Raw genomic sequence first — 26,639 nt, 5'->3', positions numbered from 1 at the left:
AAATAGGTAGTACCTACGCGAAAAGGAAGATGATTAATCCTGTTTCTCTAATAAACAGTTCCAATCCACTCCGGTATTAGCCTTCAATGCGGGAGGATAAGCAGGTTTGCGGATGCTGTCCATCCCCTTTTTCTTTAAAAGAATGACATAATCGTCTCTCATAATTAGTACCGATATAAGACTGTAAGTATTTATTATGATAATAATTTGCAACAACGCTCTGTGCTACTGTTTCCTTCCTTTATTTGTCTAAAAAAGCCGTGCCATCTTCATAAAGATGAAGGTCACAATCATGGCCGCGACACACAACCCTCCCGCAAAGATGGTGCCTAACCCGCCAGAGGCTAGGAACATACCGCCGGTATTCATCCCAAAGAAGCCCGTTACTAATGTGGCAGGGAGCATAAGGGTCGTCACAATAGAGACAATGCATAGGCGGCGGTTTGTTTCTTCAGCTTGGCTAGAGGCAAGCTCATCTTGCAGCGAACGCGCGCGGTCTTGTAAAGCGATGAGGTCATCCAACGCAGCATGAATCTGTCGCTCGGCACGGTCACGCAAATCATCCTCCGCCCAATCGGGGAGGTCGAGATCTTCATCACGCAATACACGGTCAATCGGCATGACAACGCGCCGCAGCTCTGTCGCACGGCGGCGCACTTTACCTACAATCCCACCAAGATGCCCAAGGTCGGAGCCATGCTCAATAGCTAAGAGGACATCTTCCGCGCGGTCTAATTCATCATCAAGCTGGCCCAGTTGGCGGCGTACCGTCCCGGTAAAGTCCCTCAAAACACGGTCTATAACCCCAGCGGGATTACGCGGGACACCTTGTGTCTGTAAGGAGCGATAAGCCGATCCTAAAACAGGGATGGGCGTGCGGCGCGTGGTGATGAGCAAATTTTGCCGCATCGCAAACCGCCATGCACAAATCTCGCGATCTTCCTCCGCTAACGCATCATCAAAAGCCGGTAAAGCCCCCCAAACCGTATCATCCGCGGCTTCCAACGCAATGCCGTAATCCGTCTCTGCTAACATCATGCCAACATCTTCTGGCATACCGGGCAAACGCCCTACATGGCTGCGTGCAGAGCGATGAACCGTATCAAAATGCAGCCAACACCATGAGTTCGCCTCTAACAACACATCATTTTCTGGGTCTTCCACAGCGGGAGATTGCAAAATACGTTGGACCTCATCGGCTTCCAACGGGGTGATGCCCTTCCCCGGCACAGCCTCAATCGCCCAAACAAGCCCTTTAATGCGTGGGACGGAATGAGCCTCCTTTAAAGCAGGGTCCAGCACTGTAAAAGAGAAAGTCGGAACAGTATTGTCGGGCATAACCACCCCCATTACAGTTTTTAACCCGGACCGAAGGCACGGCCATCCCTCCCTCTGGGAGGTATAACGCCCCTTATTTAAAAGCGCGCTTTGTTCTCTGGCACGTTGCTAAATAGGACGCAATATAGGGAGGCTTATTTTCTGCTGGAAACTCTTAACCTCCTCTCCTTCCCACCGACTATGCAAGGCTCTATAGTTATGAGGTCCAAAAACAGCAAAAAGCTGAGGAACAATAAATGAGTAAACAGGATTACAAAGTCCGCGATATGTCCCTTGCCGATTGGGGCCGTAAGGAAATCTCCATCGCAGAAGGGGAAATGCCGGGCCTGATGGCTCTGCGTGCCGAATATGGCAAAAGCCAGCCGCTTAAAGGCGCGCGGATTGCTGGCTGCCTGCATATGACCATTCAAACCGCTGTCCTTATTGAGACACTCATCGCCCTTGGGGCAACGGTCCGTTGGTCCTCTTGCAATGTCTTCTCCACCCAAGACCAAGCCGCCGCAGCCATTGCTGCAGCAAATATCCCCGTTTTCGCGTGGAAGGGGATGAATGAGGAGGAGTTCATTTGGTGTATTGAGCAGACCATCAAAGGCCCTGATGGCTGGACACCTAATATGATCCTTGATGATGGGGGGGACCTTACAACCCTCATGCACGAAAAATACCCCGACCTTCTCAAAGAGGTTCGCGGTATCTCTGAAGAAACCACAACAGGCGTGCATCGCCTTTGGGAGATGGAACGCAAAGGGCTGCTGAAAGTCCCTGCTATCAATGTTAATGATAGCGTGACGAAATCGAAGTTCGATAACCTTTATGGGTGCCGCGAGAGCTTGGTTGATGCCATCCGCCGCGGGACTGATGTTATGATGGCTGGCAAAGTCGCTGTCGTGGCTGGTTATGGTGATGTGGGTAAAGGCTCTGCCGCCTCTCTGCGGAGTGCTGGCTGCCGTGTGCTGGTCACAGAGGTAGACCCAATCTGCGCCCTTCAAGCTGCTATGGAAGGGTATGAAGTCGTCACGATGGAAAATGCCGCTCCGCGTGGGGATATTTTCGTCACCTGCACCGGTAATGAGGACATCATCACCATTGAGCATATGCGTGAGATGAAAGACCGGGCCATTGTCTGCAATATCGGGCATTTTGATAGTGAGATTCAGGTCTCTGCCCTGCGCAACCATAAATGGACCAACATTAAACCACAGGTTGATGAGATTGAGCTTGCCCCTAACCGCCGCTTAATCCTCCTCTCTGAAGGGCGTTTGGTGAATCTTGGTAATGCAACAGGTCATCCCTCTTTTGTGATGTCTGCCTCCTTTACCAACCAAACCCTTGCACAGATTGAACTTTGGAACGCTAAACCCGGCCAATATGAGGCGGGGAAAGTGTACACATTGCCAAAGATTCTTGATGAAAAAGTCGCTGCCTTGCATCTCGCAAAGGTCGGAGCCACTCTCTCTAAGATGACGCAAGCGCAAGCTGATTATATCGGTGTTTCCCCAACAGGGCCGTTTAAGCACGACCTGTACCGATATTAATCACTACTATCAGTCATGCTCCTTGCTTTCATATAAAAATGAAGGCAAAGAGCATGGCCCAACCTTTTCACTCCTATTTGAAGGAAGGACTACATCATGGGTCTTTTTAACGACATCGTCTCCAAAGTCTCGCACTTTGCCAAAAGCCTGCTTGGCACGTCCCCTGCGGAAGCCGCTGACAATGCTGCACCATCTGCCACGCCTTCTGTTGCGCAAGTCGATGTAGATGCTGTTCTAAAAGAGCTGGCTGCTAAGGCAGGACAACCTTTGAACTATAAAGAATCGATTGTTGATCTTCTCAAGCTCCTAGGGCTCGACAGCTCCTTACAGGCTCGTCAGTCCCTAGCTGATGAGCTGCATTATACAGGCGATAAAAACGATACCGCCACGATGAATGTATGGCTCATTAAGCAAGTTTACACCGAGCTTGCTAACAATGGTGGCAAAATCCCCGCTGGTTGGGGCCATTGATAATCAACACCCCCTTATAACCTTACCTCTTTAACAAAACCCCCTCTATCCAATCAGAATAGAGGGGTTTTTTTTACCATTTAGCTTAGGGTCAAATATCCAAAAGCAAACGGCGTGGGTCTTCAATCAACTCTTTTAACCGCACGAGGAAGCTTACCGCCTCACGTCCATCAACAAGCCGATGATCGTAAGAGAGGGCCACATACATCATAGGCCGGATGACCACCTGCCCATTGCGGGCAACAGGCCGCTCCTGAATTGCATGCATACCCAACACCCCAGATTGCGGGGCATTAAGAATGGGCGTGGAGAGCAACGAACCAAAGATTCCACCATTCGTGATGGTAAAGCTCCCCCCTTCTAACTCTTTAAGAGCAAGGCCACCTTTACGGGCCCGTTTCCCATAATCGGCAATGCGTTTCTCTAGCTCCGCAAAGCTCAACGTCTCTGCATGACGCAGAACAGGCACCACCAAGCCGCGCTCTGTTCCCACAGCAATGCCAAGATTAACATGATCCCGATAGACAATCTCTTGGCCGTCAATCTGTGCATTTAGGATAGGATAATCCTTTAAAGCCCCTATAACAGCGCGAGCAAAAAAGGACATAAAGCCCAATCGGGCACCTTCATGCTTCTTCTCAAACAAATCCCGATATTGAGCGCGCAATTCCTTCACCGCGCTCATATCAACCTCATTAAAGGTTGTAAGAATAGCCGCGTTATTTTGCGCCGCCTTTAAATTACGGGCGATGGTTTGGCGAAGGCGGCTCATCGGTACGCGCCGTTCTCCTTCATTCCCCTCAGCCACATGCTCTATGAAAGGTTCTTTCTCTTGCCTATCATCTTTCACAGATACAGCCTCTTGAGGGGCGGGAGAGGCCGGTGGGGCATCATCAACCACCGCAAGCGCAGGCTCTGGGGCGTGTTCATCCACCGTCTCTTTTGGAGCAACGCGCGGTGGTGGTGCTGTCTCATCAATAAGAGCAACAACCTGCCCAACATCAACATCAATGCCCTCAGCAAGGTCATATGTTAATTGCCCTGCCGCTGGTGCGGGGACATCTAGGGTCACTTTATCCGTCTCTAGCTCTAAAATCGTTTCCCCAGCCTGTACATATGTACCAGACTGCTTGAGCCAACGTGCCACGGTTGCCTGATTTAGGCTCTCCCCAAGCACAGGGACCTTAATTTCAACCGTCACCTTATGTCTCCTGCTTTTTTAGAACTTGAAAAACGGGTTTTACCCCCCACTTGCCAGAAAAGGCCTCGCATTTCATTCCCTTATATCTCCTGATGAGACAATAGGGTAAAGCCTTCTCTTACTTTTTTCATCTTTCTTATAGGAAAAGACCATGCCACGCACACCCCCTGATTTCCTTCAATCAGACCATATATCAGCCCGCACGCGCTTTGCGCTGTTACAACGTATGGAGGATGAACAAGGCAAGAGAGAGCATCTCTCTGCATCATCTTTCGATTGTTTAGAGCAAGTTTGCGATGATATTTTGCCACAAAGCTCTCTGCTTGGTGATGTTCACCTTAACCTTGCTGTTATGATTGATAAAACCCTCGCCGGGCCGGGTGATGGGTGGCGTTTTGCCGACCTCCCAACTGACTTAAAAGCTTGGGAGATGGGCCTAGCCTCTCTTAATGATTACGCTCAGCATCTTTTTAGCACCTCTTATACAGCCTTAAAGGCTGAAGATCGTGGCTCTCTGCTTGATGATGCTTTTGCAGGCACATTACCAGCTTGCTCTTCCGCTGCTTTTTCCCCTGCCCAGATGGCTTTGTGGAGTGGGGATATGCGCACGGCGATTGTATCGTCTTTTCTGGCGCATCCTATAGCGCAAGATAAGCTTGGTATTTCTGCCAATATGACCGGTGGAGATAAGGAAATACAAGGATTTTCGGCTCATAGCTTAGAGCAAAAAGAAGCGTTTGAGCCTGAAAATGAACGCCGTTTTTTGAATCGGAATCATCCATAAAACATGGTGGGATAAAGGGCTATATGTGAGAGAAAAGTTCCATCCGTAGAGGGTTCAGCTTTAAAGCGAAAATGACGTGAAATCATAGCGTGCGTGAGAAGAAAGACCGACAACACAACATTTTAATTTATAAAATTATAAATTGATGATGTGGTTAAACCCTGTGAAAACTGGGGTACCCGGCTTTCTAAAAATGTACCCCAGCTTACTCACACTGTGTACAACTTCATTGAGCAAGAAGACTCAAGGCCTCCAGGATGTTATCCTTCTTTTTCCACAATGGGCCTGTGTACAATCCCCTTTTTATAAGGGGGTACAGTACCGTCCCCAGTACTCGGTACCGCTCTCATAAAAGCCCGTACAATCCCCATGTACCCCAACCTAAACCACTTTATCCATAAGGTGATGGACATAGTTTGATGACGCAGAACATGATGAATGATGTTTCACAACAAATTGCTGATGTTGTTGTTATCGGTACAGGGGCCGGTGGTGCCCCTCTTATAGCGCGGCTGGCCCAAGCAGGGCGAAAGGTCGTAGCGTTGGAAGCAGGACCGGCTTTTCAAGCGCGGTCCCATACGCCTGATGAGCCAACCGCGCAGGAGCTTTATTGGCTGCATGAGCGGCTCTCCGGTGGGAAGACCCCACAAGCCTTTGGTGGCAATAATAGCGGGACGGGCCTTGGGGGCTCTTTGCTTCATTACGGGGCATTTTTACCACGAATGGATAAGCGGGAGTTTCATCTCTATAGTGAGACCGGCCAAGGGGTTGATTGGCCCTTCGGTGCTGAGGAGATTCAACCTTATATAGAGGAGGTTGAACGTTTTATCGGGGTCAGCGGCCCAGCGCATTATCCGTGGGATGAAAGCCGCCATTATGTCTATCCCCCTTTGGCCCCTAATGCAGCAGCCCTTAAAATGCGGAAAGCGTGCGATAATGTAGGGTTACGCCATGCGGATGGGCCTGTGGCTGTGATTTCGCAAGGGCGTGAGCAGCCTCATTTTGGTCATCGTGAAGGGTGTGTTAATTGCGGGGCCTGCCATCAAGGTTGCCGCAATGGGGCGAAATCAGGTGTTGATAATACCTATCTGCCACTAGCTTGCGCTCATGGGGCGGAGCTGCGTCCCGGCTGTATGGCAACAGCTTTTGAGCGTGATAGTCAGGGGCGGATTACAGCTGTCATTTATGTAAAAGATGGGCGAGAAGAACGGCAAAAATGTAAGGCTGTTGTTCTTGCCGCTGGGGCGGTGGAGACGGCTCGCTTATTACTGCATAATGGTCTGGCCAATAGCTCCGGCCAAGTGGGGCGGAATTACATGACACATGTCTCCACCCAAGTGTGGGGCGTGTTTGATGAGGAAATCCGGCCGAATAAAGGATACCCATCCCTTACGATTACTGAGGATATGCTTCGGCCTAAGGATGCGGATTTTGCGGGGGGCTATTTGCTACAATCTCTCGGTATGATGCCTCTGACATGGGCGGCAAATCTTGTGCGTGCTGATGGGCGGCGAGGTGAAGCGTTAAGCCAAACTTTGGCCGCCTATAATTATAGTGCCGGTATTGGGATGCATGGGGAGAGCCTCCCACGGGAGGAAAACCGCGTAACCCTCTCGGAGGAGAAAGACGCTTTTGGCCTGCCAAAACCGCGCATTGATTACAGTTATGGCCCTAATGAGGAGGCCATGCACCGCCATGCTACCCGTCTGATGGTGAAGATGTGGGAGTCGATCGGGGCGAAGGATATACGGGTTATTAGCCGTGCTGCCCATATGATTGGCACATGCCGTATGGGTAAAGATGCAGGCTCTGCGGTGGTTAATCCCTATGGCCGTAGTTTTGATATTGAGAATCTATGGATAAGCGATCACTCCACCTTTCCTAGCTCTGGGGCGGCTAATCCTGCTTTGACCATTATGGCACTTTCCTTACGAACAGCGGATGCGCTGCTAAAGGTTGTGTAAGTATGATGATGTTAAGTGAGAGGGGGCGTCTTGACAGTATCGGCCCCTTTCACTTAATGAGGGGTCGAACCTTATGGAGGCGGCGTCCTGCCCAGCCTGCCGGGTCATTCCCTTCGCACCGGAAGGCAGTTTTGCCAGTCTTTCTTTAGAGAAACGTCATTTTGCTTGTCTCTATTGATTGGTAGTATTTGGGGGCCTTTATCAGCCCTTAGTCTGGACTTCCGTTTTCTTTCCTATTTTCACCCTTCGTGAGAGGGGCTTACCAAGGCGCATCATTTCATGCATCTCGCCGAATTGAAGAAGAAATCTCCCGCTGATCTATTGGCTTTTGCTGAAGAATTGGAGGTTGAGAATGCCTCATCCCTGCGGAAGCAGGATATGATGTTCGCTATTCTCAAAACTCTTGCCGAGCGTGAACAGGCTATTTACGGCGAGGGCACTCTTGAGATTTTGCCGGATGGTTTTGGCTTCCTTCGTAGCCCAGAGGCAAACTACCTTCCCGGCCCTGATGATATTTACGTCTCCCCTGCGCAAGTGCGGCGTTTTGCCTTGCGGCCGGGTGATACGGTGGAAGGGGAAATCCGCGCCCCACGGGATGGCGAGCGTTATTTCGCCCTGCAAAATGTCAATACGATCAATTTTGAAGCTCCGGAGCAAGTTCGCACGCGGATTAATTTTGATAATCTAACACCGCTCTTTCCTGAGCGTCCTTTGCGGATGGAGACAGAGCAGCAAGATGCTGTTAATGCCGCCCCTGCCCCAGCAAAAAGCAAGGGACGGGACCGTAAAGACCAAAAAGATTATACCTCCCGCGTGATTGACCTTGTCGCTCCTATTGGGATGGGCCAGCGTGCGTTGATTGTCGCCCCCCCGCGGACGGGTAAGACGGTCATGCTGCAAAGCATTGCGGCCTCTATCTCGGCAAATCATCCTGATGTGTTCCTCATTGTTCTGCTTATTGATGAGCGACCTGAGGAAGTGACAGACATGGCCCGCTCTGTGCGTGGTGAGGTTGTGTCCTCCACCTTTGATGAACCCGCTCATCGTCATGTGCAGGTGACGGAAATGGTGTTGGAGAAAGCCAAACGTCTTGTTGAGCATAAGCGCGATGTGGTCATCTTGTTAGATTCCATCACACGTCTTGCGCGTGCCTATAACACGGTTGTGCCGTCATCTGGTAAGGTGTTGACCGGTGGTGTGGATGCTAATGCCCTCCAACGGCCTAAACGCTTCTTCGGTGCGGCGCGTAATATTGAGGAAGGCGGCTCCCTTACCATTATCGCTACAGCCTTGATTGATACAGGCTCCCGTATGGATGAGGTCATCTTCGAAGAGTTTAAGGGTACAGGTAACTCCGAGCTGATGTTGGATCGTAAATTGGCTGATAAGCGGACCTTCCCCGCTATCGACATCACCAAGTCCGGCACGCGTAAGGAGGAGCTATTGGTGGATCGTGCCTCCCTCTCCAAAATGTGGGTCCTTCGCCGTATCTTGGCTCCCATGGGCACGATGGATGCTATGGACTTCCTGCTTGATAAGCTGCGCTATAGCAAGACAAATCAGGATTTCTTCGATGCGATGAATAACTAGATTATTATAGTTAGTAAGTTGCTGCAAAAAAGGCAGGCCCTCATTAAGGGACCTGCCTTTTTTATAACGGGTCTATGTTAGTGGGCTGTCCTTCAATGAGGGATCAACATATGGAGCAGGCTGGCCACCAGAATAATGGTGACCGTGCCCGCTATCCAGAGGCTGAGGAACCAGCCTAGACGCTTACAAAAAGAAGTGGGAACCTTCTTTGCATCATATGTGATGAATTTAGTGATATCCATCGGCTTTGGTGACCTTTCCACGGAAGAGATAGTAAGAATAAATTGAGTATCCTGTGATGATAGGGAGCAAGATAACGGTCCCAACAAGTTGGAAGAGCTGGCTAGGAACAGGTGATGCTACATCCCACAGGGTTAATGTTGGGGGAACAGCGTAGGGCCAGATGGTGATAGCTAGCCCCACCAAACTTAGTAGGAACCATCCTATAGTGCAGAGGAAGGGTGTAATAGTGTGGTCTTTATCCAAACTGTGCCACATCATAAACCCAAATAGGGCTACGAGTAGCGGGACAGGCAGGCCGAATAGAATGTTCGGGAAAGCAAGCCAGTGATGAAGATAGGGCGCATGGAGGAAAGGCGTCCAACAGCTAACGGCAATGATGCAAAGAAGCATTAGGATAGATAGCCGTTTAGACCAACGGCGGCATTGTGCTTCTAGCTCATCGGATGTGCGCCAGACCAACCATGTTGTGCCTAAAAGGGCATAGCCGATGATGACAGAGAGGCCACAGAGAACACTAAAGGGTGTTAGCCAATCCATTGGGCCACCGGCAAAAGCACCGTCATGAGTGTGGATTCCTTGGACATAGCCCCCAAGAATACATCCTTGGCAAAAGGATGCGAGCATGGAGCCTGCCATGAAGCCCTTGTTCCAGAATGTCCGGTAACCGGGGGAGTGCGCCATGATGCGGAACTCAAAGGCAACACCACGGAAGATTAGGGCACCCAGCATGATGATGATGGGAATATAAAAAGCGGGTAGTAATGTACTGTAAGCACCGGGGAAAACACCAAATAATGTAGCACCCCCTAAAACCATCCATGTCTCATTACCATCCCAGACAGGGGCAATGGTGTTGATCATAACATCGCGGTGCTCTGGCTTTTTCTCAAAAGCAAAGAGCATACCAATGCCTAAGTCAAAACCATCCAGAATGACATAGATAGAGATGGCTAGAATGACGATGAAAGCCCAGATGAAGGGCAAATAATAAGCAAGACCGGACATGTCAGGGCACCTCTTTGTTATGAGAGACCGTATGGTGATGACTACCTAGAATCATGGTGTCATCATGAGTGTTATCGGTGGCTTCTGGGGCGGTTCTGAGCAGACGGACGAGCATGAGAAGGCCAGAGCCAAAGACAAAAACATAAATCACGACAAAAAAGAGCATGGAGAAAGACAGGCTAGAGAGAGCAAGGGGTGAGGCACTGTCTTCTGTGCGGAGTAAGCCGTACACAGTCCATGGTTGGCGGCCGACCTCGGTGGTGACCCAGCCGCAGAGCAATGCAACAAAGCCGGCCGGGGCCATGATGAGCATTACCCGCAAGAAGAGTGGATGTGTAAAAAACCGTCCCCTATGGCGTAGCCAGAGTGACCATAAACCACAGAGCAGCATAATCCCTCCCAAGGCAACCATGATGCGGAAGGAGAAGAATACAATTGGCGAGGGGGCCCGTTGGTCTGCTGGATAATCTTTTAACCCGGGGACCTTGCCATTAATGTCATGGGTAAGGATGAGAGAGCCAAGTAGTGGGACACTTATGGCATAATCTGTATGCTCGGTCTTCATGTTCGGGATGCCAAAGAGCAGTTCGGGAGCCCGTCTCTCATTTATCCAGTCTCCTTCTATCGCTGCAATCTTAGCGGGTTGATATTTCAGGGTATTTAGCCCGTGCATATCACCTGCCAAGATTTGGAGCGGGGCTGTGGCGACAATCATCCAAAGGGAGAGGGAGAACATAAGGCGGACTGTACTATCAGCCTGTGTTTTGTTCTTTTTTGCTTTGAGTAGATGCCACGCTCCAGCCGCCGCTACAGTAAAGGCGACAGAGAGCATAGCGGCCAGTCCCATATGGATGATCCGATAAGGGAATGACGGATTAAAAATAATGGCCAGCCAATCTTTTGGTAAAAAATGGCCGGTTTTAGGGTCGATGATATAGCCTTGCGGGGTTTGCATCCATGAGTTTGACGCAAGGATCCATGTCATGGAGATGAGTGTTCCCGTGGTGACAGCACAAGTGGCAAAGAAGTGCATTTTGCGCCCAACTCGGTTTAGCCCGAAAAGCATAACACCAAGGAAGCCTGCCTCCATGAAGAAGGCTGTCATAACCTCATAGGAGAGTAGAACACCGGTGATCGGTCCTGCTTTGGCAGAGAATCTAGCCCAGTTTGTGCCGAATTCGTAAGCCATAACGATCCCGGAGACGACACCCATCCCAAAGACGATTGAAAAGACCTTCAACCAATATTTAAAGAGATTTAAATAACGATTATCAGTCGTTTTTAACCACATCCCTTCAAGGAATGTGAGAAAGACAGATAGTCCGATTGAAAATGCAGGAAATATTATATGTACGCCAACGGTAAGTGCAAATTGTATTCGTGCGATTATCAGGGGTATATTATGGTCGGTAACCATAAATAATCGTTCCTTTCCGTTAAATTAGGAAGACTTCATATTTTTCGTTATTGGACTTATGAGACATTATAAAATTGGTTTTATTTTTTCTGTGATAGGTATTGTTTATGTAAAGGATATCGGTACTTGTTAAATGCCTGTTTTTGGCGGATGAGGCAGGTACGAAAAAGCTATTATTACAATTTTGTATGGAGCTTATAGGGTATGTTTTATAACAGCTCGTTTTTACGGGGTGAGTATCTCACGCTCTAAGTCGAGCAGGAAGGCTTTGCTCTCGGCTCCGTCAAAGCCGCTGTAATCGCCGTAGTTTTTGCCATGAGAGGGCAATACGCGATGGCAGGGGATGAGGATAAGCAACGGGTTGCGCGCCACGGCTTGGCCGATGGATTGCGGGCTACCGCCGATGCTGCGGGCTAGCTCGGCATAGCTGCGGGTTTGACCGTAGGGAATTGTGCGTAAGGCAGCCCATACGCGCTCTTGATAGGCTGTGCCACACAGCATGAGCGGGATGGATTGGAAATCCACCACTTTGCCATCAAAATAATCCTGCATCATGTCTCGTACCTGAAGCAGGAGCGGGGTCTCACTCTGGTCGCGTCCCCAGCCTTCATCAAGGGAGACGATGCGCCCGTCTTCTTCGCTAAGAGTGAGGGCACCTAGGGGGGAATGAAAAGAAAGCTGTGGCATAAGTTCTAAGCTGCCTGTTTTAGCGATGAGCGTCAATTCTTTCTACAAAACGCTGCTTTTCTGGCAGGAGTGCTGTATGAAAGGCGGCATGAACATATCTGGCGCATCCACTCATACAATTTTTGCTATAGCGACAGGCCCCGTGCAGGGGGCGATTGCGGTTATGCGGGTAAGCGGGCCGGAGAGTGGTAAGATTTTAAAGGCATTATGCGGGGCTTTACCGCCGCCGCGTCACGCTAGCGTGCGGGCCTTAACATATGAGGGGGATGTGTTAGACCATGCCCTTATCTTATGGTTGCCGGGGCCGCGCTCTTATACAGGGGAAGATAGTTTTGAGCTGCACCTCCATGCTGGCCCGGCGATTATAGAGGCCGTAGCGCAGGCTCTTGTGCATCTTGGTGGCCGCCCTGCTGAGCCGGGGGAGTTTACCCGCAGGGCTGTCCAAGCGGGGCGGATGGATATTCTCCAAGCGGAAGCGATTGCGGATTTAATTGAGGCGGAAACACAAGCGCAGCGTCATCAAGCCTTGCGGCAAGCTGATGGGGCATTAAGCCAGCTTTATACAGGATGGGCAGCGCGATTGCGGCAGATTTTAGCCCAACAGGAAGCGTTGATTGACTTCCCCGATGAGGAGCTTCCCCCAGAGGTGGAGGGTGCCCTTATAGAAGAGTGTCGGGCTTTAGCGCAGGAGATGCAGGCTCATCTTGCTGATGAGCGGGGCGAGATTGTGCGGGACGGGTTGAAGATTGTTCTCGCTGGGGCCCCAAATGTCGGGAAGTCAAGTTTGCTTAATGCTCTTAGTGGGCAGGATGCAGCCATCGTGACGCAAAAAGCTGGCACAACGCGGGATGCGATAAGTGTTGAGTGGATGATTGAGGGGATTCGGGTTCGCTTGATTGATACAGCAGGGCTACGCGAGACAGAGGATGAGATTGAGGCTGAAGGCATCCGCCGGACCATGCAGCATGTGGAGAAGGCGGATGTATTGTTTCATCTCGTCGGGCCGGGGGATGAGACGCCTTTGCTCGCCCCTCATGCTGTAAAATTACGCACCAAAACAGACCTGACTCCGGCTCAAGGAGGTGAACTTGGGGTGCATACGCAGGATGAGGCCGGTTTAACCCCCTTGCGTGAGTGGCTAAAAGCACATCTTGCCACGCTTATGGTACAACGTGGCACACCGCCTTTAACGCGGGCGCGCCATCGTGCAGGGTTGCAGGAGGCGCAGCAGCATCTTACCCATGCGTTGGAGGCCTCATGGCCGGAGGTACGCGGGGAGGAGTTGCGCTTAGCAATGCAGGCTATAGGGCGGCTGACAGGCCATGTGGATGTAGAGGCCCTGCTCGATACAATTTTCGGCCAGTTTTGTATAGGAAAGTAACATTACGGCATGAGTACATCACATACGCAACGCTATGATGTTATCGTCGTGGGGGGCGGCCATGCAGGGACGGAAGCCGCCGCCGCCGCGGCCCGTTTTGGGGCAGACACATTGCTTTTAACCCATAAGCTGGACACGATAGGCAGCATGTCGTGCAACCCAGCGATTGGGGGCATTGGTAAAGGCCATCTCGTGCGGGAGATTGATGCCTTTGATGGCCTGATGGGCAAAGCAGCGGACCAAGCGGGGATTCATTTTAAGCTGCTTAATCGCTCCAAAGGGCCGGCGGTGCATGGCCCGCGTGCGCAGGCGGATCGGTCCTTATACCGGGCGGCGATTCAGGGGCTTTTGGCCCAAACCCCTCACCTGACCATACTTGCCGGGGCTGTGGGGGATGTGATTGTTGAGCAAGGTCATGTGCGCGGTGTGGTGTGTGAGGATGGCCGCCGCTTTATGGCGGGGGCTGTTGTGTTGACGAGCGGGACCTTCCTGCGGGGGGTGATTCATACAGGGCGGGTGAGCCGACCAGCGGGGCGTATTGGGGATGCCCCTGCGACGATGCTCGGTGAGCGGTTGGAGGCTCTGGGGTTGAAGATGGGGCGGTTAAAAACGGGCACCCCCCCGCGCCTTGCCCGCGAGAGTATCGACTGGGAGGCCCTGCCTGCTGATGAGGGAGACGTGCAGCCAGAGGCATTTAGTACGCTCACCACCTCTTTGCCGAATAAGCAGATTTCGTGCCGTATTACCCAAACAACGCCACAAACCCATAAGATTATTGAGGAGAATCTCCATCTCTCTGCCATGTATGGGGGGGAGATTACCGGGCGGGGGCCGCGTTATTGCCCGTCTATTGAGGATAAAATTGTTCGTTTTGCTGGGCGCGATAGTCATCAAATCTTTTTGGAGCCAGAGGCCCTACCGGGCAATCCGGGTGGGGATTTAGTGTATCCTAATGGCATTAGCACCTCTCTCCCAGCGGAGGTCCAAGAGCTGATGATTGCCTCTATGCCGGGGTTGGAGCAAGCGCGCATCGTCACACCCGGCTATGCGGTGGAGTATGATTATGTGGACCCGCGAGAGCTGAGGCCTTCTTTGGAGTTACGCGCCCTTCCCGGTTTGTATTTGGCTGGGCAGATTAACGGGACAACAGGGTATGAGGAAGCCGGGGCGCAAGGGTTGCTCGCTGGGCTGAATGCGGCCCGCGCTGTAGGGGGGAAGGAGCCGCTTACATTAGGGCGGGAGGAATCGTATCTTGGTGTGTTGATTGATGACCTCACCCTCCATGGCATTAGCGAGCCTTATCGGATGTTCACCTCACGGGCGGAATATCGTTTGTTATTGCGGGCAGATAATGCGGATTTACGCCTCACTCCGAAGGCGATTGAGGCTGGCTGTGTTGGGCCAGAGCGTGAGGCTGCGTTTAAGGATACGGTGTGTCAGATTGAGGCGGCGATGGAGCAGGCGCGTCAGCCGGTTTTTCTGCCCCAAGATTTGCGCGCACATGGGATTGAGGTCTCTCAAGATGGGCGGCGGCGCAGCTTGCTGGATGTATTAGCCACACAAGCTGATGAAGCACAGCTTGCCCAGCTGGCCCCGTGGTTTGCGGCTTTGCCGTTGCGCATTGGGCGGCATGTGCAAACAGAGGCCCGCTATGGGGGGTATCTGCGCCGGCAAGAGCGGGAGATTCAGCAACTTAAAAGTGAGGCTTCCCTTCGTTTGCCGGAGGATTTGGATTACGGGGCGATTGGGGGGCTAAGCCAAGAGATGCAAGAGCGATTAAGTGCAGCCCGCCCGGTTGATTTTGCAGCCGCTGGGCGTGTGCGTGGTGTTACCCCTGCGGCTTTGATTGCGCTGCTGGCTTATATGAGGAGCCGTCCCTAATGCACCATGTTTCACATGAAACTGAAGCGAAGCTCGCTCACTTCACCCAGCTTTTAACGCGCTGGAATGAGAAAATTAACCTCGTAAGCCCTAAAGATATTGCCCATCTTCGCCAGCGGCATATTGAAGATAGTCTCCAACTTGTGCCGTATGTGCCTGAAGGGGCAAGGATAACTGACCTTGGCTCAGGCGGGGGCTTTCCCGGTTTGATTGTCGCTATAGCAACGGGTAATCCTGTTACGCTAATTGAGTCTGACCAACGCAAATGCGCCTTTTTACGCGAGGCCGCGCGGGAATGTGGGGCGCGTGTTAGTGTGCTGGCAAAACGGATCGAGCAAGCTGTGCTAGAGCCTGCCGATATTATCACCGCTCGTGCCCTTGCCCCCCTGCCCCAACTTTTAACGTGGGCGCGGCCTTTGTTAAAAGAGGATGGCTATTGTTTGTTTTTAAAGGGAAGAAAAACGCCAGATGAGTTGACCAAAGCCCGCTCTGACTGGCACATGCTATATAATAGCTTCCCTAGCCATACAGACCCCGATGGGGTCCTTCTCAAGATTAGTGATTTTAGACGTGTCTAAGCCTTCCTCTCACACTGTGCATATTATCGCCATTGCCAACCAGAAAGGTGGCGTGGGCAAAACAACAACCAGCCTGAACTTGGCGGCTGCCCTTGCGCGGCGTAAGCGTGTCTTGTTGGTGGACCTTGATCCCCAAGGCAATGCCTCAACAGGCCTTGGTTTGGAGTATGATGAGCGTGGCCGCGGCACATATGGTGCTTTGTTGGAGGATGAGCCCGCAGAGACGCTCCTCCGCAAAAGCGTGGTGCCAAAGCTGGATGTCATGCCCGCAAATGCCGACCTTGCTGGGGCCGAGCTGGAGATGATCGACCAAGACCGGCGGGAATATCGGTTACGGGATGCACTACAACCATTACTACATCGTTACGATATTATCTTAATTGATTGCCCCCCAAGCCTTGGGTTGCTGACATTAAACGCCCTTGTTGTGGCGCAAAGTGTGTTAGTGCCTTTGCAATGTGAGTTCTTTGCTTTGGAGGGGATTAGTCAGCTTGTACGCTCGATTGAGCGTGTGCGTTTGGCTTTTAACGCGGACCTTCATTTAGAAGGGATTGTACTGACGATGTTTGATACGCGTAATAATCTCTCCACCCTTGTGGCAGAAGATGCGCGCGGCTTTTTTGGGGAGCAAGTCTTTAAGACGGTCATCCCGCGCAATATTCGTATTTCCGAGGCGCAAAGCCATGGTCAGCCTGTGTTGGATTATGCCCGCTCATCTACCGGGGCGCAGGCTTACGAAGCTTTAGGGGATGAGCTGCTAAAACGGCTGAAGAAGAAAGGCTGAGCATCATGGCAAAAAAAGCATCACCATCATCGCGTAAGTTAGGGCGTGGGCTTGCTGCATTGCTGGGAGACCAAGCTCCTGATTTAGCGCGTGCGGGGGCCCCACAAACAGAGGCCCGTGCACCATCTCAGCCGGGGAGTTTGGGGGTGGACCTTCTCTCCCCTAGCCCGTTTCAGCCGCGGCGGGATATGAATGAGGAGCGTTTGGCCGAGCTTGCGGATTCCATTCGCTCACGCGGGGTGATTCAGCCTATTTTGGTGCGACCAGACCCAGAGCATAAGGGGCGGTATCAAATCATCGCGGGGGAACGCCGTTGGCGGGCCTCACAAAAGGCGGGTCTGCATGAGGTGCCCGTTTATATTCGTCAGCTTGATGATACCGATGCTATGGCCGCGGCCATGGTGGAGAATCTCCAACGCTCGGACCTAAACCCGGTGGAAGAAGCCATGGGATTGCAGCGTTTGTTGCAGGATTATAGCCTGACTCAAGAGGAGCTTGCTGGGGCGATTGGGAAGTCTCGCTCGCATATTACAAACACAATGCGCTTACTTAATTTGCCCGAGCCTGTGTTGGTTCAGTTGCGCGAGGGGGCTTTAAGTGCTGGCCATGCACGGGCTTTATTGAGCCATCCTGAGCCTGTAGCGGGTATGGCGGAGGTGCTGTCCAAGGGGCTGAATGTTCGGCAAACGGAGGATATGGTTGCGCGGTTGAATAAGGCAGAGTCGGCCGAGGTTAAAGCAGCGCACCCCGCCCCAGAGATCACACGTTTGGAGGAGGATTTATCAGCGCGCTTTGGCCTGAAAACGCAGATACGGTTTAATGGCAAAAGTGGCTCTTTGAAGATTAATTATTCCTCATTAGAGCAATTTGAGGCCTTGATGGCGCATCTTACACGCTAAAATGTAATCTTTTTGTCAGGAATGGCGTAAAAGCTCTTGCTCGCTTAGCAGTGGTCTGATAAAGGAAGGGCACCGGTAAGCGATTGTGGGCACATAGCTCAGTTGGTAGAGCAGCTGACTCTTAATCAGCGGGTCCTAGGTTCGAGCCCTAGTGTGCCCACCACAATCGGCCATTTTCTCCTGCATGATGAAGGATGTTTATGGCTCCGTTCCTCCTTAAAACAATTCTTTCCGCTATCTTGATAGCGTCTATTGCTACAGTTGGGCGGCGTCTGCCTGCTTTTGGTGCGTTGATTGCTTCACTCCCGCTTGTTTCTGTTTTGGGGATGATGTTTCTGTGGGTAGAAAAGCCTGACCGGGCGATGATGGAAACCCATAGTGAGGCCACCTTTTGGTATGTTTTACCGTCTCTTCCCATGTTTTTGCTTATTCCGGCGTTATTGAGGCGTGATTGGCCTTTTTGGGGCAGCTTGGCTGTGGGATGTGTTATGACTATCGTACTTTATACGGTAATGGTGTGGTGCGCGCGGCGTTATGGGATTGCTTTATAAAATAAATAAAAACAGTTATGAGGTCTTGGTAGAAGTAGGACCGTAGGGCGTCTAACCATTCGTTAAAAAAGCCTATTTATTATGAGGCACTTTATGCGGGCGGGTTTATCATAAGCCTGTTATGGAGGAGCAAGACAGGCTATGATAGACGCATTAAAAACGATGAGAGTGCTATGCGTGTAAGCGAGTTCATGCCCCAACCAGTTGAGGGACGGCACCAGCCAGTGATAGCCTTGGTTGGGTGTGATGGAAGTGGGAAATCCACAATAGGGGAGGCTTTGCTGGCGCAGTTAAGGGCAGAGCGGCCAACAGCCTTTTGTCATTTAGGCAAACAGGCTGGTAATTTTGGCCGTGCTCTGGATTCTGTACCCTTTCTTGGCCCTTATGTAAGGGGTAAGTCCAAGAAGGAAACCGCAAGAACGCAGTCTGGCAAGCAAGCAAGCGCATTAGCGGCGATCTGCAGTTTTATATTCTCTATGCGGCGTATTGTGCGTTTTGGGTGCATGCGTGTTAAGCATGAGCGTGGCTTGGCTATTTTGACGGACCGTTACCCACAAAATGTCGTTCCCGGCCCTATGGATGGCCCTTCCCTCGCGGCATTGAACCGGGATGGTATGGGGATGCGCTTATTTAGCAAGATAGAGCGAGCCCTTTATGGCCGTATGGCGCGCTTTCGGCCTGATGTGGTGATTCGTTTAAATGTGGATTTGGCTACAGCGTTGCAGCGTAAACCGGACCATGTGCCTTATAAGCTTGCGCGCAAGATTGAGGATTTGAGCCAAGTTGAGTTTGCCGGTGCGCCGATTGTGGATATTGATGCCACCGCCCCTTTGGCAGAGGTACTCACCCAAGCGAAGGAGACTGTAAGGAAGGTGCTAGCCCTTTACCCTGCTCCCGCCACGCAGCGAGTAGATAGGTCGAGCCATAAAAATGGCCGGCGGGCAGGCATATTGGTGGCTTTGGTAGGGTGTGATGGCTCTGGCAAATCGAGCATTAGTGAATATTTGGTGGAACATTTCGCCACTGAAAAACCAATGCGCTATGGCTATCTTGGCTTAGGCTCTGGGGATTTAGGCCGCCGGATTGGTCGTTTGCCACTTATTGGCCCTGCTGTGGAGAAGAAGCTGAATAGCAAGGCTAAAAAAGCGCGCACAAAGGGGGAGAAAATCCCCGGTATGCTAACCGCGATTGTGATGTTTACCTTCTCTGCGATCCGGTATCGGCGGTTTTTGCGGGTAAAGCGGGCGGTGGAGGCTGGGTTCTTCGTGGTAACGGACCGGTACCCTCAAGCGGAGATTTCCGGTCATCAATGTGATGGGCCGGGTCTTTCTACTGCATATAGCCATAATCCTTTTATTCGACTCCTCGCATGGTTGGAGCGTGGGCTTTATCGCAAAATTGCACAATTTAAGCCGGATCTTGTGATTTTACTGGATGTGGATGCGGAGACGGCCTTTCAGCGCAAGCCAGACCATGACAAAGAGGCCATGCAGGCAAAAGCAACACTCATGCCGCAGATTACCTTTAATCATGCTCAGCTAGAGGTGATTGATGCACGGCAATCATACGAAGCCGTGCAGGAGCAAGTGGTCACTCTGCTACGTAAGCATAACCTTATCTAAAGGCTCTTATTGGGGGGAACGGCTGAGAAAAGCGCGGATGCGCTGGGGAATCTCTTGTGGAGATTGGAAGCGGTCGCGCTTATAATTTTGCGTACCGTCTAGTTTTTTCTCGATGAGATGGTCATGCAGGTCGCCCATCATGCCGTTGATTGTCGCTAAATACTCGGAGAGTTGGTCTAGCTCATGCGAGGGGCGAATGGTGCGTAGCGTATCATTAAAGGCGACACGGCGGCTGATGATTTTGCGGACGACATGGAACTCATGGCCCGTTGTGGCCTCTAATTTTGCAACCATCTTAGCGAGGCGGGTATTTTCTCGTTTTTGATACGCTTGGATGCCAGTAGCACTATCCTCCCGCCATGAGGTAAGTGGGGCTGCGATGAGCCAATAATAGGCTGGTGATAACGCAATCCAGAGGATAAGACCAAGGATTAAGGTCGCGCGGCGTTGGTGGTTTTTAAAAGCGTCCTGCATATTGCCCATAATGATGGTGACGATGTGGAGCAATAAGGGATAGCGGTGCTTGCGTGTAAAATTAGCACATGCAAACCGCATATGCTTAAACTTAGCACGCTCATATTTGAAAGAGAGGCGTTCTTCCTCATCAGCTTGGCCGGAGAAAGCGATTTTGAGGATTAAACGGCGGAAGGCTTTACGGTCCACCCCATCCTCAAGCAATTGCCAGCAGAGGTTATAACCCTCGGTTACTTCTTGTGCTGTACAAAGGGGAAGGACATCCTTTGGGAGTGGCGTTGTAGGGTGGGGGACATCATCTAAGAGGATATGCTCAAAGACGGTATCGAACATATTTTGTGGAAAAGCGGGGTAATGGCGTGGGCTTGCCTTACGGGAGAAGGGGAAGAAGGGCACAAATAATTCCTTAGGGGGTTGGTTATGCGTGAGGCGGGGGTGATGCAGTGGAGGTCTGCCGGATTTCGCGCTCATGGGGGAGGATGATTTTATGCCGGCGGAGATAGGTAACCCCCATAATGGCGAATGTAATGAGTGTAGCGAGGAACATTCCCAGCGCATAGGCCAGCCCTGCCCCATTAAGCCCGTAATGATTGCCTAGATAAATGAGTAAGGGGACGTAGCATATTACAGAGCAAAGCTGGGCGAGCATGATGTAATGAGAGCGGCCCGCGGTATAGAGGACGCCTTCCATCGGCAGCCCTGCGGTAAAAAAGACAAGGGAGGGGGACATCCACATCATCAAGGTTGCAGCATCGCCAAAACGATGGCCGAAGATGCTGATAACAGGTTTGCCGCCAAGATAAACAATGAGCATAGCGACAAGGCCAAAAACGGCGGAGAGGGCACTTGTACGCAGGGCAAGCTTCCACGGGGCGGGGGTGCGAGGGTCCATCAGCACGACTTCAGGGTAATAGCTCTTCTCAAGGAGTTTGGCTGGGCGTTGGACAGCGTCTAAAAACTCCATTGCGAGGGAATAAAGCCCCGCTGCGGAGGTGCTGACAATGCGTCCGACAAGCAATTTGCTGATAGGCTCCCATACGGTTTCTAAAAGTGTGGTGATGCTGGCTGTCCAGACAAAGCCCCATAGCCCTTTGGGCATTTGGCGGGAGGCTTTAATGATGCTGGGTCTTAAAGTAGCGAGCAAATCATGGCGTTTTAGCTCAAGGAGAGCTGTCCCCCATAGGTAAAGCTGCCCCGCTAATGTGGCGCAATACCAAGCAATGACAAAGCCTGTTAATTTTGTGCCACTTAACCACGCTAAGAGACAACCTAACGCGCGAACCGCAGGGGTGATGAGCTGCTGACGGGAGACAAGGTCGATACGGTCGAATAAGCGGAGGATACCATAAGGGGCAGTGCTGCCAAGGCCGGGGATTAAGGTACAATAAAGCAGAACAAGGGCTGTGTGTTGGTCATGAACATCTAACATCTTCCCAAAAAAGAGGAAGGCTAACGCTCCTAGGACCATGGAGAGTAACCCGGCGCATATATCAAGCCCAATAGCGAGGTTAATGCTGTTTTGCACCATGGTCCGTTCCCCTTTCTTCCAAGGGATGGCTGAATAATGCAACACAATTTGCCAGCTTTGGAATTGCCCCATTGCGGCGATAGTTTCGATATAAGAGGCGATAAGGGTGAGGACACCAAAATCATGCGGGTGCAAGGTACGCCCGGTGCTGACAAGGGCGAGTAGTCCGATGATGGCCCCAATTAATTTGGTAGAGCCGAGTTTACCTGCGTTTTTAAGAACAACACGAAAGAGATCATCGCTAAATAGACCCTTCATGCTGCGTTGGTCCCGAAATCTGGTAGTTCATTGACCGTAACAACGCGCCATTGTCCGGCAATATGCTCGATGATGGTGAGAGAAAGATTTTGGATGCAAAAGCGCAAAGCTGTCTCAGCAGGGATGGCAAGGCAATGCGATAAGGCCATACGAATAGCCCCCCCATGGCTGAGGATAATCATGTCTCGCCCCGCATATTGTTGGGCGAGTTTATTAAGCGCATGGCCAACACGGTGGCGGACATCAAGCATGGTTTCGCCCTCTGGGGGGCATTCATCAGCGGCGATAGACCAAAAGGGACCGGTGGGCTTGCTGAGCAAGGCGGGGAAGTCTTTATGAGGGGTCCCGTTCCATTGTCCGATAGATTGTTCGGCAAAGGCGGGGTCAATGGTAAGGGGGATCGATAATTTCCCGGCTTTTTGGATGGTATGGCCTGTTTGCTGAGCCCGCTTTAGAGGGGAGGAAAACCATAGGGCCTGATGTGGTAGGCGGCGTGCTAAGGCATGGTAGGCAGCCTTTTGGCTGGTAAGGTGGTGCGTACAAAGGGGGACATCAAGCGAGCCATACATGGTCTTGCGTGCGTTGGCTTCAACAATCGCATGGCGGACCAACCAGAAGCGCGTAACCCCAGAGGGAAGCTCTGGCCCATCCAGAAAATGCTCTTGGGGGTCTGGCATGGCAGGCTGCGGCACGTAAACCTCATTGGCTCAATGAACATACAACGACCCCCGTATGGACATTGCCCACGGGTAAATCGCTACCTTACGATAAGGGCGCATAGCCGGGAACGGAACAAGCCTCAAGAAGAAGTTGCATAAATTGCGTAAATGTTAGCATTTTTATGGGCCGGAAGGGAGATGAATCACCTTTTGCTTTTAGAGATGATTTATAAAGTAGGATGAATCTGTTAAGGCCAGAGTACGAGCTAGGATTAAGGATAAAGAGCGATGAAAGCCACAGCAGGGCCCGTTAATCTAACACGTTTGGGCAGGTTCGTCCGTACTGTGTGGCCTAAGGGCAATAATGAGGTGTTTGTCATAGATGGCAAATGCTTGATTTTATTCCATGTCGTTATCGTTATGCTCCTTATCGTCTTCCATTGGAAATTGATGGGTCTGCAAGATTTCTAAAACGAGCGTTTGAGAAAGCTGGCTAGAGCATAAAGCCCAACCCCGCCCAAGCTTATCCAAAAAGGGAGGGGAATATCGCTATACCAAGAGAGGATCAGCCCTCCCCAAGAGAGGAGTAAGGCCCCGAGGATAGAGCAGAGAATCCCCTTAAAGGGGGAAAGCCCTAGTTTTAAGGACGCCGCTGCCGGGCCGACCATGAGGCTAAAACAGAGCAACGCCCCGGCAATTTCAGCACAGGCGGCAGAGGCTAAGGCGGCGAGGAGGAGGAAAAGCTGCCCAAGCCGAGAGGCGGAGAGGCCTTGTGCCTGCGCTAGGCTGGGGGCCATGCTGATAAAGAGCAAGGGCCGCCAGAGGAGTGCCAGCCCTCCAAGGCAGAGAAGGGTGAGGAGAGCAAGGATGCCCAAGCTTGGGAGGTCCAAGCCTAAAACATCCCCAAAGAGGAGCGTTGTTGTTTGGGAGGAGGCCCCGTTAGCCTCATGCAAGCATAGCACCCCTATACCGAGGCTTGCTGCGAGGATAAGCCCTGTCATCATATCGCGCTGGGCGGGATGATGTTTGCTGCGTCCCTCATGGCCCATAAAGACCCCGCCTAACATGCTGGTGGCAATCATTCCCCATAAAGGGGAGATATGGAGCCACACAGCCGCTGCGGCCCCGCTAAAGCCGATATGGGGTAGGGCATGGGCTGCAAAAGCTTGCCGCCGGAGGAGGAGGCACCACCCTAAGCTCCCTGCGAGGAGCGAGACGAGAAAACAGCCAATAAAAGCATGTTGCATAAAGGGGAAGGCGAGAAAGGATGGCTCAACCATGGATGTGCCCTCTTGCTAACGTCACCTCACGCACAGGCAGGGGGAGAGAGGCTGTCTCTAAAGGGCCATGAGCGGTGATGAGGATATTGACCCCTCGCTGTTGGTATAATTGCCCAAAAAGCTGGAGCAACGCCTTATGGTTTTGTGTGTCCAAAGCGGCGAAAGGCTCATCAAGGATGAGGAGTTTAGGGTTATTAGCGAGGGCTTGGGCGAGGGCGATGCGTTGCCTCTCCCCGCCAGAGAGGCAGCCTAGCGGGCGATAGGCGAGGGGGAGCGCATCAACATCTCTTAGGAGGGCCTCGGCGTGATGGCGGGTGGTTTTGCTAGAGAAGGGAAAGCCCCAATGCGCGCCGTTAAGGCAGGCCTTCACATGGCTGATGACGGGGAGCATCGGGGCCGTTTGGTCCGCTTTTTGGGGCATATAACCACATTGATGCCGTGCAACGTCTGGTGGGTGGCCAAGGAGGAGGAGCGTGCCGCTTTGGTGGGGGAGTATGCCCAATAAGGCGCGGAGGACGCATGTTTTCCCCGCCCCATTATGGCCCCGGAGGATGGTTAGGCCCGTTAAGGGGAGGTCGAATGTAGCGTGGTTGAGAATAGACTGGGAGCCTACGCGTAGGCTGACATCCTGAGCAGAGAGATGAGCCTCCTTCATGGTGTGGCCTGTTGGGTGAGGGTGGTTTCTATAGTGGTGAGGATGTGGCCTAGCCAGTCCTGCCAATGCAGCCCAGCGGGGAGGCTCTCGCCGATCGTGATGATGGGGATGTGCGCTTGTTGGGCGAGGGCTTCCACCGCGTGGGCTTGGGGGGCCTCAAGGGCGGGGTTGCGTACAAGGAAGCGAATCCCTTTGTGTTGAATTGCGGTTTCAAGCTGGGCTGTATCGCGCGGGGAGAGGCCGGATTCGTTCATCAAGGCTCTAGCCCAGCCTTCATCAATCATATGCAGCCCCGCAGCGTAAAGGAGGCGTTCCCCTGCCGGTTCGGTCATGGCGAAGGGGGCGTTAGGGACGACATGGCGAAGTCGCTCTAGCTGAGTGGAGAGGCGAGCCACATCACGCTCAAAACGAGCAAGATTTTGGCTGATGTCTGCGCGCGCTTGGGGCCTGTTTGTGCTGAGCCATTCCGCAATGCGCTGCGCTGTTTTGTGGACCGTGGGGAGGTCGAAAAAGAGATGTGGGTCATCACCTATATGCCAGTCAGCATAATCGGCGGCGATAAAAAGCTTGGATGAGGCCGCATGTAATGGCTTGGCCCAATCATCATACGTAGCCCCATTGAGCAAGATAGCATCACTTTGCGCGAGCTGCTGGGCCATAAGGGGGGAGGGCTGTAGATGGTGTGGGTCTAGCCCTTCACTATGGATGAGTGCGTAAGTTTGCACCGTAGAGCCGCCAACTTGCTGGGCAATATCACACCATACAGCTTCCACACAGCTTAGCCGCAGGGCGGGGGCGGCGTTTGAGGGCTGTTGGGCATAGGCGGGGATGGCAAGGAGGCTAAGGGTTAGGCGTAAAAAACGCGGTATATGCGCTAAAAGACGCAGAACAAACATGCAGGACATCCAAGCCGAGACCGTAGGTAATGTTATATAATAACATTTTCTTAGCAAAAAGAAACGTCTGCATAAGGCGAACCGATCATCAATAGGATGGCAGCACGGTAAGGCTTCGGAGAAGTGTCTTATTTTAAGAGGAAAATGGTGGAGCCAATCGGGATCGAACCGACGACCTCTTGAATGCCATTCAAGCGCTCTCCCAACTGAGCTATGGCCCCACATTTATATCAGAACGCACGTAATGCGCCTGTGGGGAGGGATATACCCCCCTCATTGGAGAAAAGGCAAGAGGGAAAGTTATTTTTTCCGTAAAATATTATTGTTAGGAGGGAAGAATCTTCCGCTCCCGCAGGGCATGGAGAAGGGGCAGTAATGGTAAGCCTGCAATGGCATCATGCCCTCCCTCAATGAGATGAAAGAGCTGAATCCCCATTCCTTCAATCCGATAACAGCCAACACAGGCTAATAAGGCGGTGCCTTCTTTATGGAGGTAGGCGTCCAAAAAGGCGGGGGAGAAAGACCGCATAGTTAAGCGGGGGCTTTCGCTATGCGCCCACGATTCTTGGCCGTCCTTCCATAGGGTTAAAGCGGTATGGAGGGCGTGGGTTTTGCCCCGAAGGGTGAGGAGATGGGAGCGAGCTTCCTCCATTGTGCGGGCTTTGGCAAAGGCTGTGCCCTCTAGGTCTAAAAGCTGGTCTGCTGCGAGGATGTAGCGATGAGGGAAGGCAGAGCTTGCCGCGCGGGCTTTGGCACGGGCGAGGATGAGGGCTGTCTCGCGGAGGGAAAGCCCTTCCTGTTCGGCGTGTTGACGTAGGGCGTCCTCATCCACCGCAACGGGATGTGTGGTTATAGGCACGCCCGCCTCTTGGAGGAGTTGGCGGCGTATGGCGGAACCACTGGCAAGGATGAGCATGAAGGCACCTTTGGTTGGGGGATGTGAGGCTATAATATCATA

25 protein-coding genes and 2 tRNA genes are annotated in these 26,639 nt (G+C 52.1%); 14 read left to right on the top strand and 13 right to left on the bottom strand.

Annotation, left to right across the window (positions count from 1 at the left end; genetic code table 11):
* Positions 1-249: 249 nt before the first annotated feature.
* Positions 250-1,338 (bottom strand): CorA family divalent cation transporter, encoded by a 1,089-nt coding sequence (locus NQF89_RS01705; RefSeq protein WP_155572500.1) that lies wholly within the window; start codon positions 1,336-1,338, stop codon positions 250-252.
* Between the two features lie 236 nt (positions 1,339-1,574).
* Here NQF89_RS01705 and ahcY point away from each other — a divergent pair, with 236 nt between their 5' ends.
* Both ahcY and NQF89_RS01695 read left to right on the top strand, forming a co-directional pair.
* Positions 1,575-2,873 carry an adenosylhomocysteinase gene (ahcY, locus tag NQF89_RS01700; protein WP_155572501.1) on the top strand — a complete coding sequence of 433 codons (1,299 nt, stop codon included), beginning with the start codon at positions 1,575-1,577 and terminating at the stop codon, positions 2,871-2,873.
* Between the two features lie 96 nt (positions 2,874-2,969).
* Positions 2,970-3,344: a DUF3597 domain-containing protein gene (locus NQF89_RS01695; protein WP_155572502.1), complete on the top strand. Its 375-nt coding sequence runs from the start codon at positions 2,970-2,972 to the stop codon at positions 3,342-3,344.
* A gap of 91 nt (positions 3,345-3,435) precedes the next feature.
* Here NQF89_RS01695 and sucB read toward each other — a convergent pair whose 3' ends face one another.
* Positions 3,436-4,545 carry a dihydrolipoyllysine-residue succinyltransferase gene (sucB, locus tag NQF89_RS01690; RefSeq protein ID WP_099026618.1) on the bottom strand — a complete coding sequence of 370 codons (1,110 nt, stop codon included), beginning with the start codon at positions 4,543-4,545 and terminating at the stop codon, positions 3,436-3,438.
* Positions 4,546-4,696: 151 nt separating this feature from the next.
* Here sucB and NQF89_RS01685 point away from each other — a divergent pair, with 151 nt between their 5' ends.
* The 3 genes from NQF89_RS01685 to rho all read left to right on the top strand — a co-directional run bounded on the left by NQF89_RS01685 (position 4,697) and on the right by rho (position 8,883).
* Positions 4,697-5,329 carry a gluconate 2-dehydrogenase subunit 3 family protein gene (locus NQF89_RS01685; RefSeq protein ID WP_266137353.1) on the top strand — a complete coding sequence of 211 codons (633 nt, stop codon included), beginning with the start codon at positions 4,697-4,699 and terminating at the stop codon, positions 5,327-5,329.
* A 419-nt stretch (positions 5,330-5,748) separates the two neighbouring features.
* Positions 5,749-7,293: a GMC family oxidoreductase gene (locus tag NQF89_RS01680; protein WP_266137352.1), complete on the top strand. Its 1,545-nt coding sequence runs from the start codon at positions 5,749-5,751 to the stop codon at positions 7,291-7,293.
* 279 nt (positions 7,294-7,572) lie between these two features.
* Positions 7,573-8,883, top strand: coding sequence for a transcription termination factor Rho (gene rho / locus NQF89_RS01675; RefSeq protein ID WP_099026616.1), 1,311 nt, complete (start codon positions 7,573-7,575; stop codon positions 8,881-8,883).
* A gap of 228 nt (positions 8,884-9,111) precedes the next feature.
* On the opposite strand, the gene cydB is transcribed toward rho, so the two are convergent.
* The 3 genes from cydB to NQF89_RS01660 all read right to left on the bottom strand — a co-directional run bounded on the left by cydB (position 9,112) and on the right by NQF89_RS01660 (position 12,235).
* The gene (gene cydB / locus NQF89_RS01670) at positions 9,112-10,131 is read right to left on the bottom strand and encodes a cytochrome d ubiquinol oxidase subunit II (RefSeq protein WP_155572504.1); all 1,020 of its coding nucleotides are present in this window, start codon (positions 10,129-10,131) and stop codon (positions 9,112-9,114) included.
* 1 nt (position 10,132) lies between these two features.
* Positions 10,133-11,548: a cytochrome ubiquinol oxidase subunit I gene (locus tag NQF89_RS01665; protein WP_266137351.1), complete on the bottom strand. Its 1,416-nt coding sequence runs from the start codon at positions 11,546-11,548 to the stop codon at positions 10,133-10,135.
* 225 nt (positions 11,549-11,773) lie between these two features.
* The gene (locus tag NQF89_RS01660; RefSeq protein WP_155579780.1) at positions 11,774-12,235 is read right to left on the bottom strand and encodes a methylated-DNA--[protein]-cysteine S-methyltransferase; all 462 of its coding nucleotides are present in this window, start codon (positions 12,233-12,235) and stop codon (positions 11,774-11,776) included.
* Between the two features lie 88 nt (positions 12,236-12,323).
* On the opposite strand from NQF89_RS01660, the gene mnmE reads away from it, so the two are divergent.
* From mnmE to NQF89_RS01620, 8 genes are all read left to right on the top strand, one after another.
* On the top strand, positions 12,324-13,616 hold the full coding sequence (gene mnmE, locus NQF89_RS01655) for a tRNA uridine-5-carboxymethylaminomethyl(34) synthesis GTPase MnmE (protein ID WP_266137350.1): 1,293 nt from the start codon (positions 12,324-12,326) through the stop codon (positions 13,614-13,616).
* 9 nt (positions 13,617-13,625) lie between these two features.
* Positions 13,626-15,497: a tRNA uridine-5-carboxymethylaminomethyl(34) synthesis enzyme MnmG gene (mnmG, locus tag NQF89_RS01650; protein WP_155579779.1), complete on the top strand. Its 1,872-nt coding sequence runs from the start codon at positions 13,626-13,628 to the stop codon at positions 15,495-15,497.
* A complete protein-coding gene (rsmG, locus tag NQF89_RS01645; protein WP_155572509.1) occupies positions 15,497-16,075 on the top strand; it encodes a 16S rRNA (guanine(527)-N(7))-methyltransferase RsmG in 579 nt (192 codons plus the stop codon). The genes mnmG and rsmG overlap by 1 nt, the downstream gene beginning before the upstream one ends.
* A complete protein-coding gene (locus tag NQF89_RS01640) occupies positions 16,035-16,859 on the top strand; it encodes a ParA family protein (protein WP_155579778.1) in 825 nt (274 codons plus the stop codon). The genes rsmG and NQF89_RS01640 overlap by 41 nt, the downstream gene beginning before the upstream one ends.
* A 5-nt stretch (positions 16,860-16,864) precedes the next feature.
* A complete protein-coding gene (locus NQF89_RS01635; RefSeq protein ID WP_266137348.1) occupies positions 16,865-17,758 on the top strand; it encodes a ParB/RepB/Spo0J family partition protein in 894 nt (297 codons plus the stop codon).
* 87 nt (positions 17,759-17,845) lie between these two features.
* A tRNA-Lys gene (locus NQF89_RS01630) sits at positions 17,846-17,921 on the top strand.
* A gap of 37 nt (positions 17,922-17,958) precedes the next feature.
* Positions 17,959-18,309: a DUF3147 family protein gene (locus tag NQF89_RS01625; protein WP_370513395.1), complete on the top strand. Its 351-nt coding sequence runs from the start codon at positions 17,959-17,961 to the stop codon at positions 18,307-18,309.
* Positions 18,310-18,500: 191 nt separating this feature from the next.
* On the top strand, positions 18,501-19,931 hold the full coding sequence (locus tag NQF89_RS01620; protein ID WP_230873356.1) for a nucleoside/nucleotide kinase family protein: 1,431 nt from the start codon (positions 18,501-18,503) through the stop codon (positions 19,929-19,931).
* 6 nt (positions 19,932-19,937) lie between these two features.
* Here the strand turns inward: NQF89_RS01620 and NQF89_RS01615 are convergent, their stop codons facing one another.
* Genes NQF89_RS01615 through NQF89_RS01605 form a run of 3 tightly spaced genes read right to left on the bottom strand, consistent with a single transcriptional unit; the run spans position 19,938 to position 22,868 of the window.
* Complete coding sequence (locus NQF89_RS01615; RefSeq protein ID WP_266137347.1) at positions 19,938-20,801, bottom strand: hypothetical protein; 864 nt, start codon at positions 20,799-20,801, stop codon at positions 19,938-19,940.
* 22 nt (positions 20,802-20,823) lie between these two features.
* Positions 20,824-22,191: a lipopolysaccharide biosynthesis protein gene (locus NQF89_RS01610; protein ID WP_266137346.1), complete on the bottom strand. Its 1,368-nt coding sequence runs from the start codon at positions 22,189-22,191 to the stop codon at positions 20,824-20,826.
* Positions 22,188-22,868 carry a histidine phosphatase family protein gene (locus NQF89_RS01605; RefSeq protein ID WP_155579819.1) on the bottom strand — a complete coding sequence of 227 codons (681 nt, stop codon included), beginning with the start codon at positions 22,866-22,868 and terminating at the stop codon, positions 22,188-22,190. Before NQF89_RS01605 ends, NQF89_RS01610 begins: the two co-directional genes overlap by 4 nt.
* A gap of 270 nt (positions 22,869-23,138) precedes the next feature.
* On the opposite strand from NQF89_RS01605, the gene NQF89_RS01600 reads away from it, so the two are divergent.
* A complete protein-coding gene (locus tag NQF89_RS01600; protein WP_155572515.1) occupies positions 23,139-23,321 on the top strand; it encodes a hypothetical protein in 183 nt (60 codons plus the stop codon).
* On the opposite strand, the gene NQF89_RS01595 is transcribed toward NQF89_RS01600, so the two are convergent.
* The 5 genes from NQF89_RS01595 to NQF89_RS01575 all read right to left on the bottom strand — a co-directional run bounded on the left by NQF89_RS01595 (position 23,318) and on the right by NQF89_RS01575 (position 26,597).
* Complete coding sequence (locus NQF89_RS01595; RefSeq protein WP_155579776.1) at positions 23,318-24,130, bottom strand: metal ABC transporter permease; 813 nt, start codon at positions 24,128-24,130, stop codon at positions 23,318-23,320. The two genes, NQF89_RS01600 and NQF89_RS01595, sit on opposite strands and share 4 nt — an antisense overlap.
* Positions 24,123-24,785 (bottom strand): metal ABC transporter ATP-binding protein, encoded by a 663-nt coding sequence (locus NQF89_RS01590; protein WP_266137345.1) that lies wholly within the window; start codon positions 24,783-24,785, stop codon positions 24,123-24,125. The genes NQF89_RS01595 and NQF89_RS01590 overlap by 8 nt, the downstream gene beginning before the upstream one ends.
* The gene (locus NQF89_RS01585) at positions 24,782-25,681 is read right to left on the bottom strand and encodes a metal ABC transporter solute-binding protein, Zn/Mn family (protein ID WP_196424796.1); all 900 of its coding nucleotides are present in this window, start codon (positions 25,679-25,681) and stop codon (positions 24,782-24,784) included. Before NQF89_RS01585 ends, NQF89_RS01590 begins: the two co-directional genes overlap by 4 nt.
* A gap of 145 nt (positions 25,682-25,826) precedes the next feature.
* Positions 25,827-25,902 (bottom strand) — tRNA-Ala (locus NQF89_RS01580).
* Between the two features lie 104 nt (positions 25,903-26,006).
* Positions 26,007-26,597, bottom strand: a complete 591-nt coding sequence (locus NQF89_RS01575; RefSeq protein WP_155572519.1) for a Maf family protein — start codon at positions 26,595-26,597, stop codon at positions 26,007-26,009.
* Between the last annotated feature and the right edge of the window lie 42 nt (positions 26,598-26,639).

Source organism: Bombella pollinis (genome assembly GCF_026385485.1).
Classification (GTDB): domain Bacteria; phylum Pseudomonadota; class Alphaproteobacteria; order Acetobacterales; family Acetobacteraceae; genus Bombella; species Bombella pollinis.
Note: the sequence above shows the minus strand (reverse complement) of the source record. Positions and strands in the feature narration are given on the sequence as shown.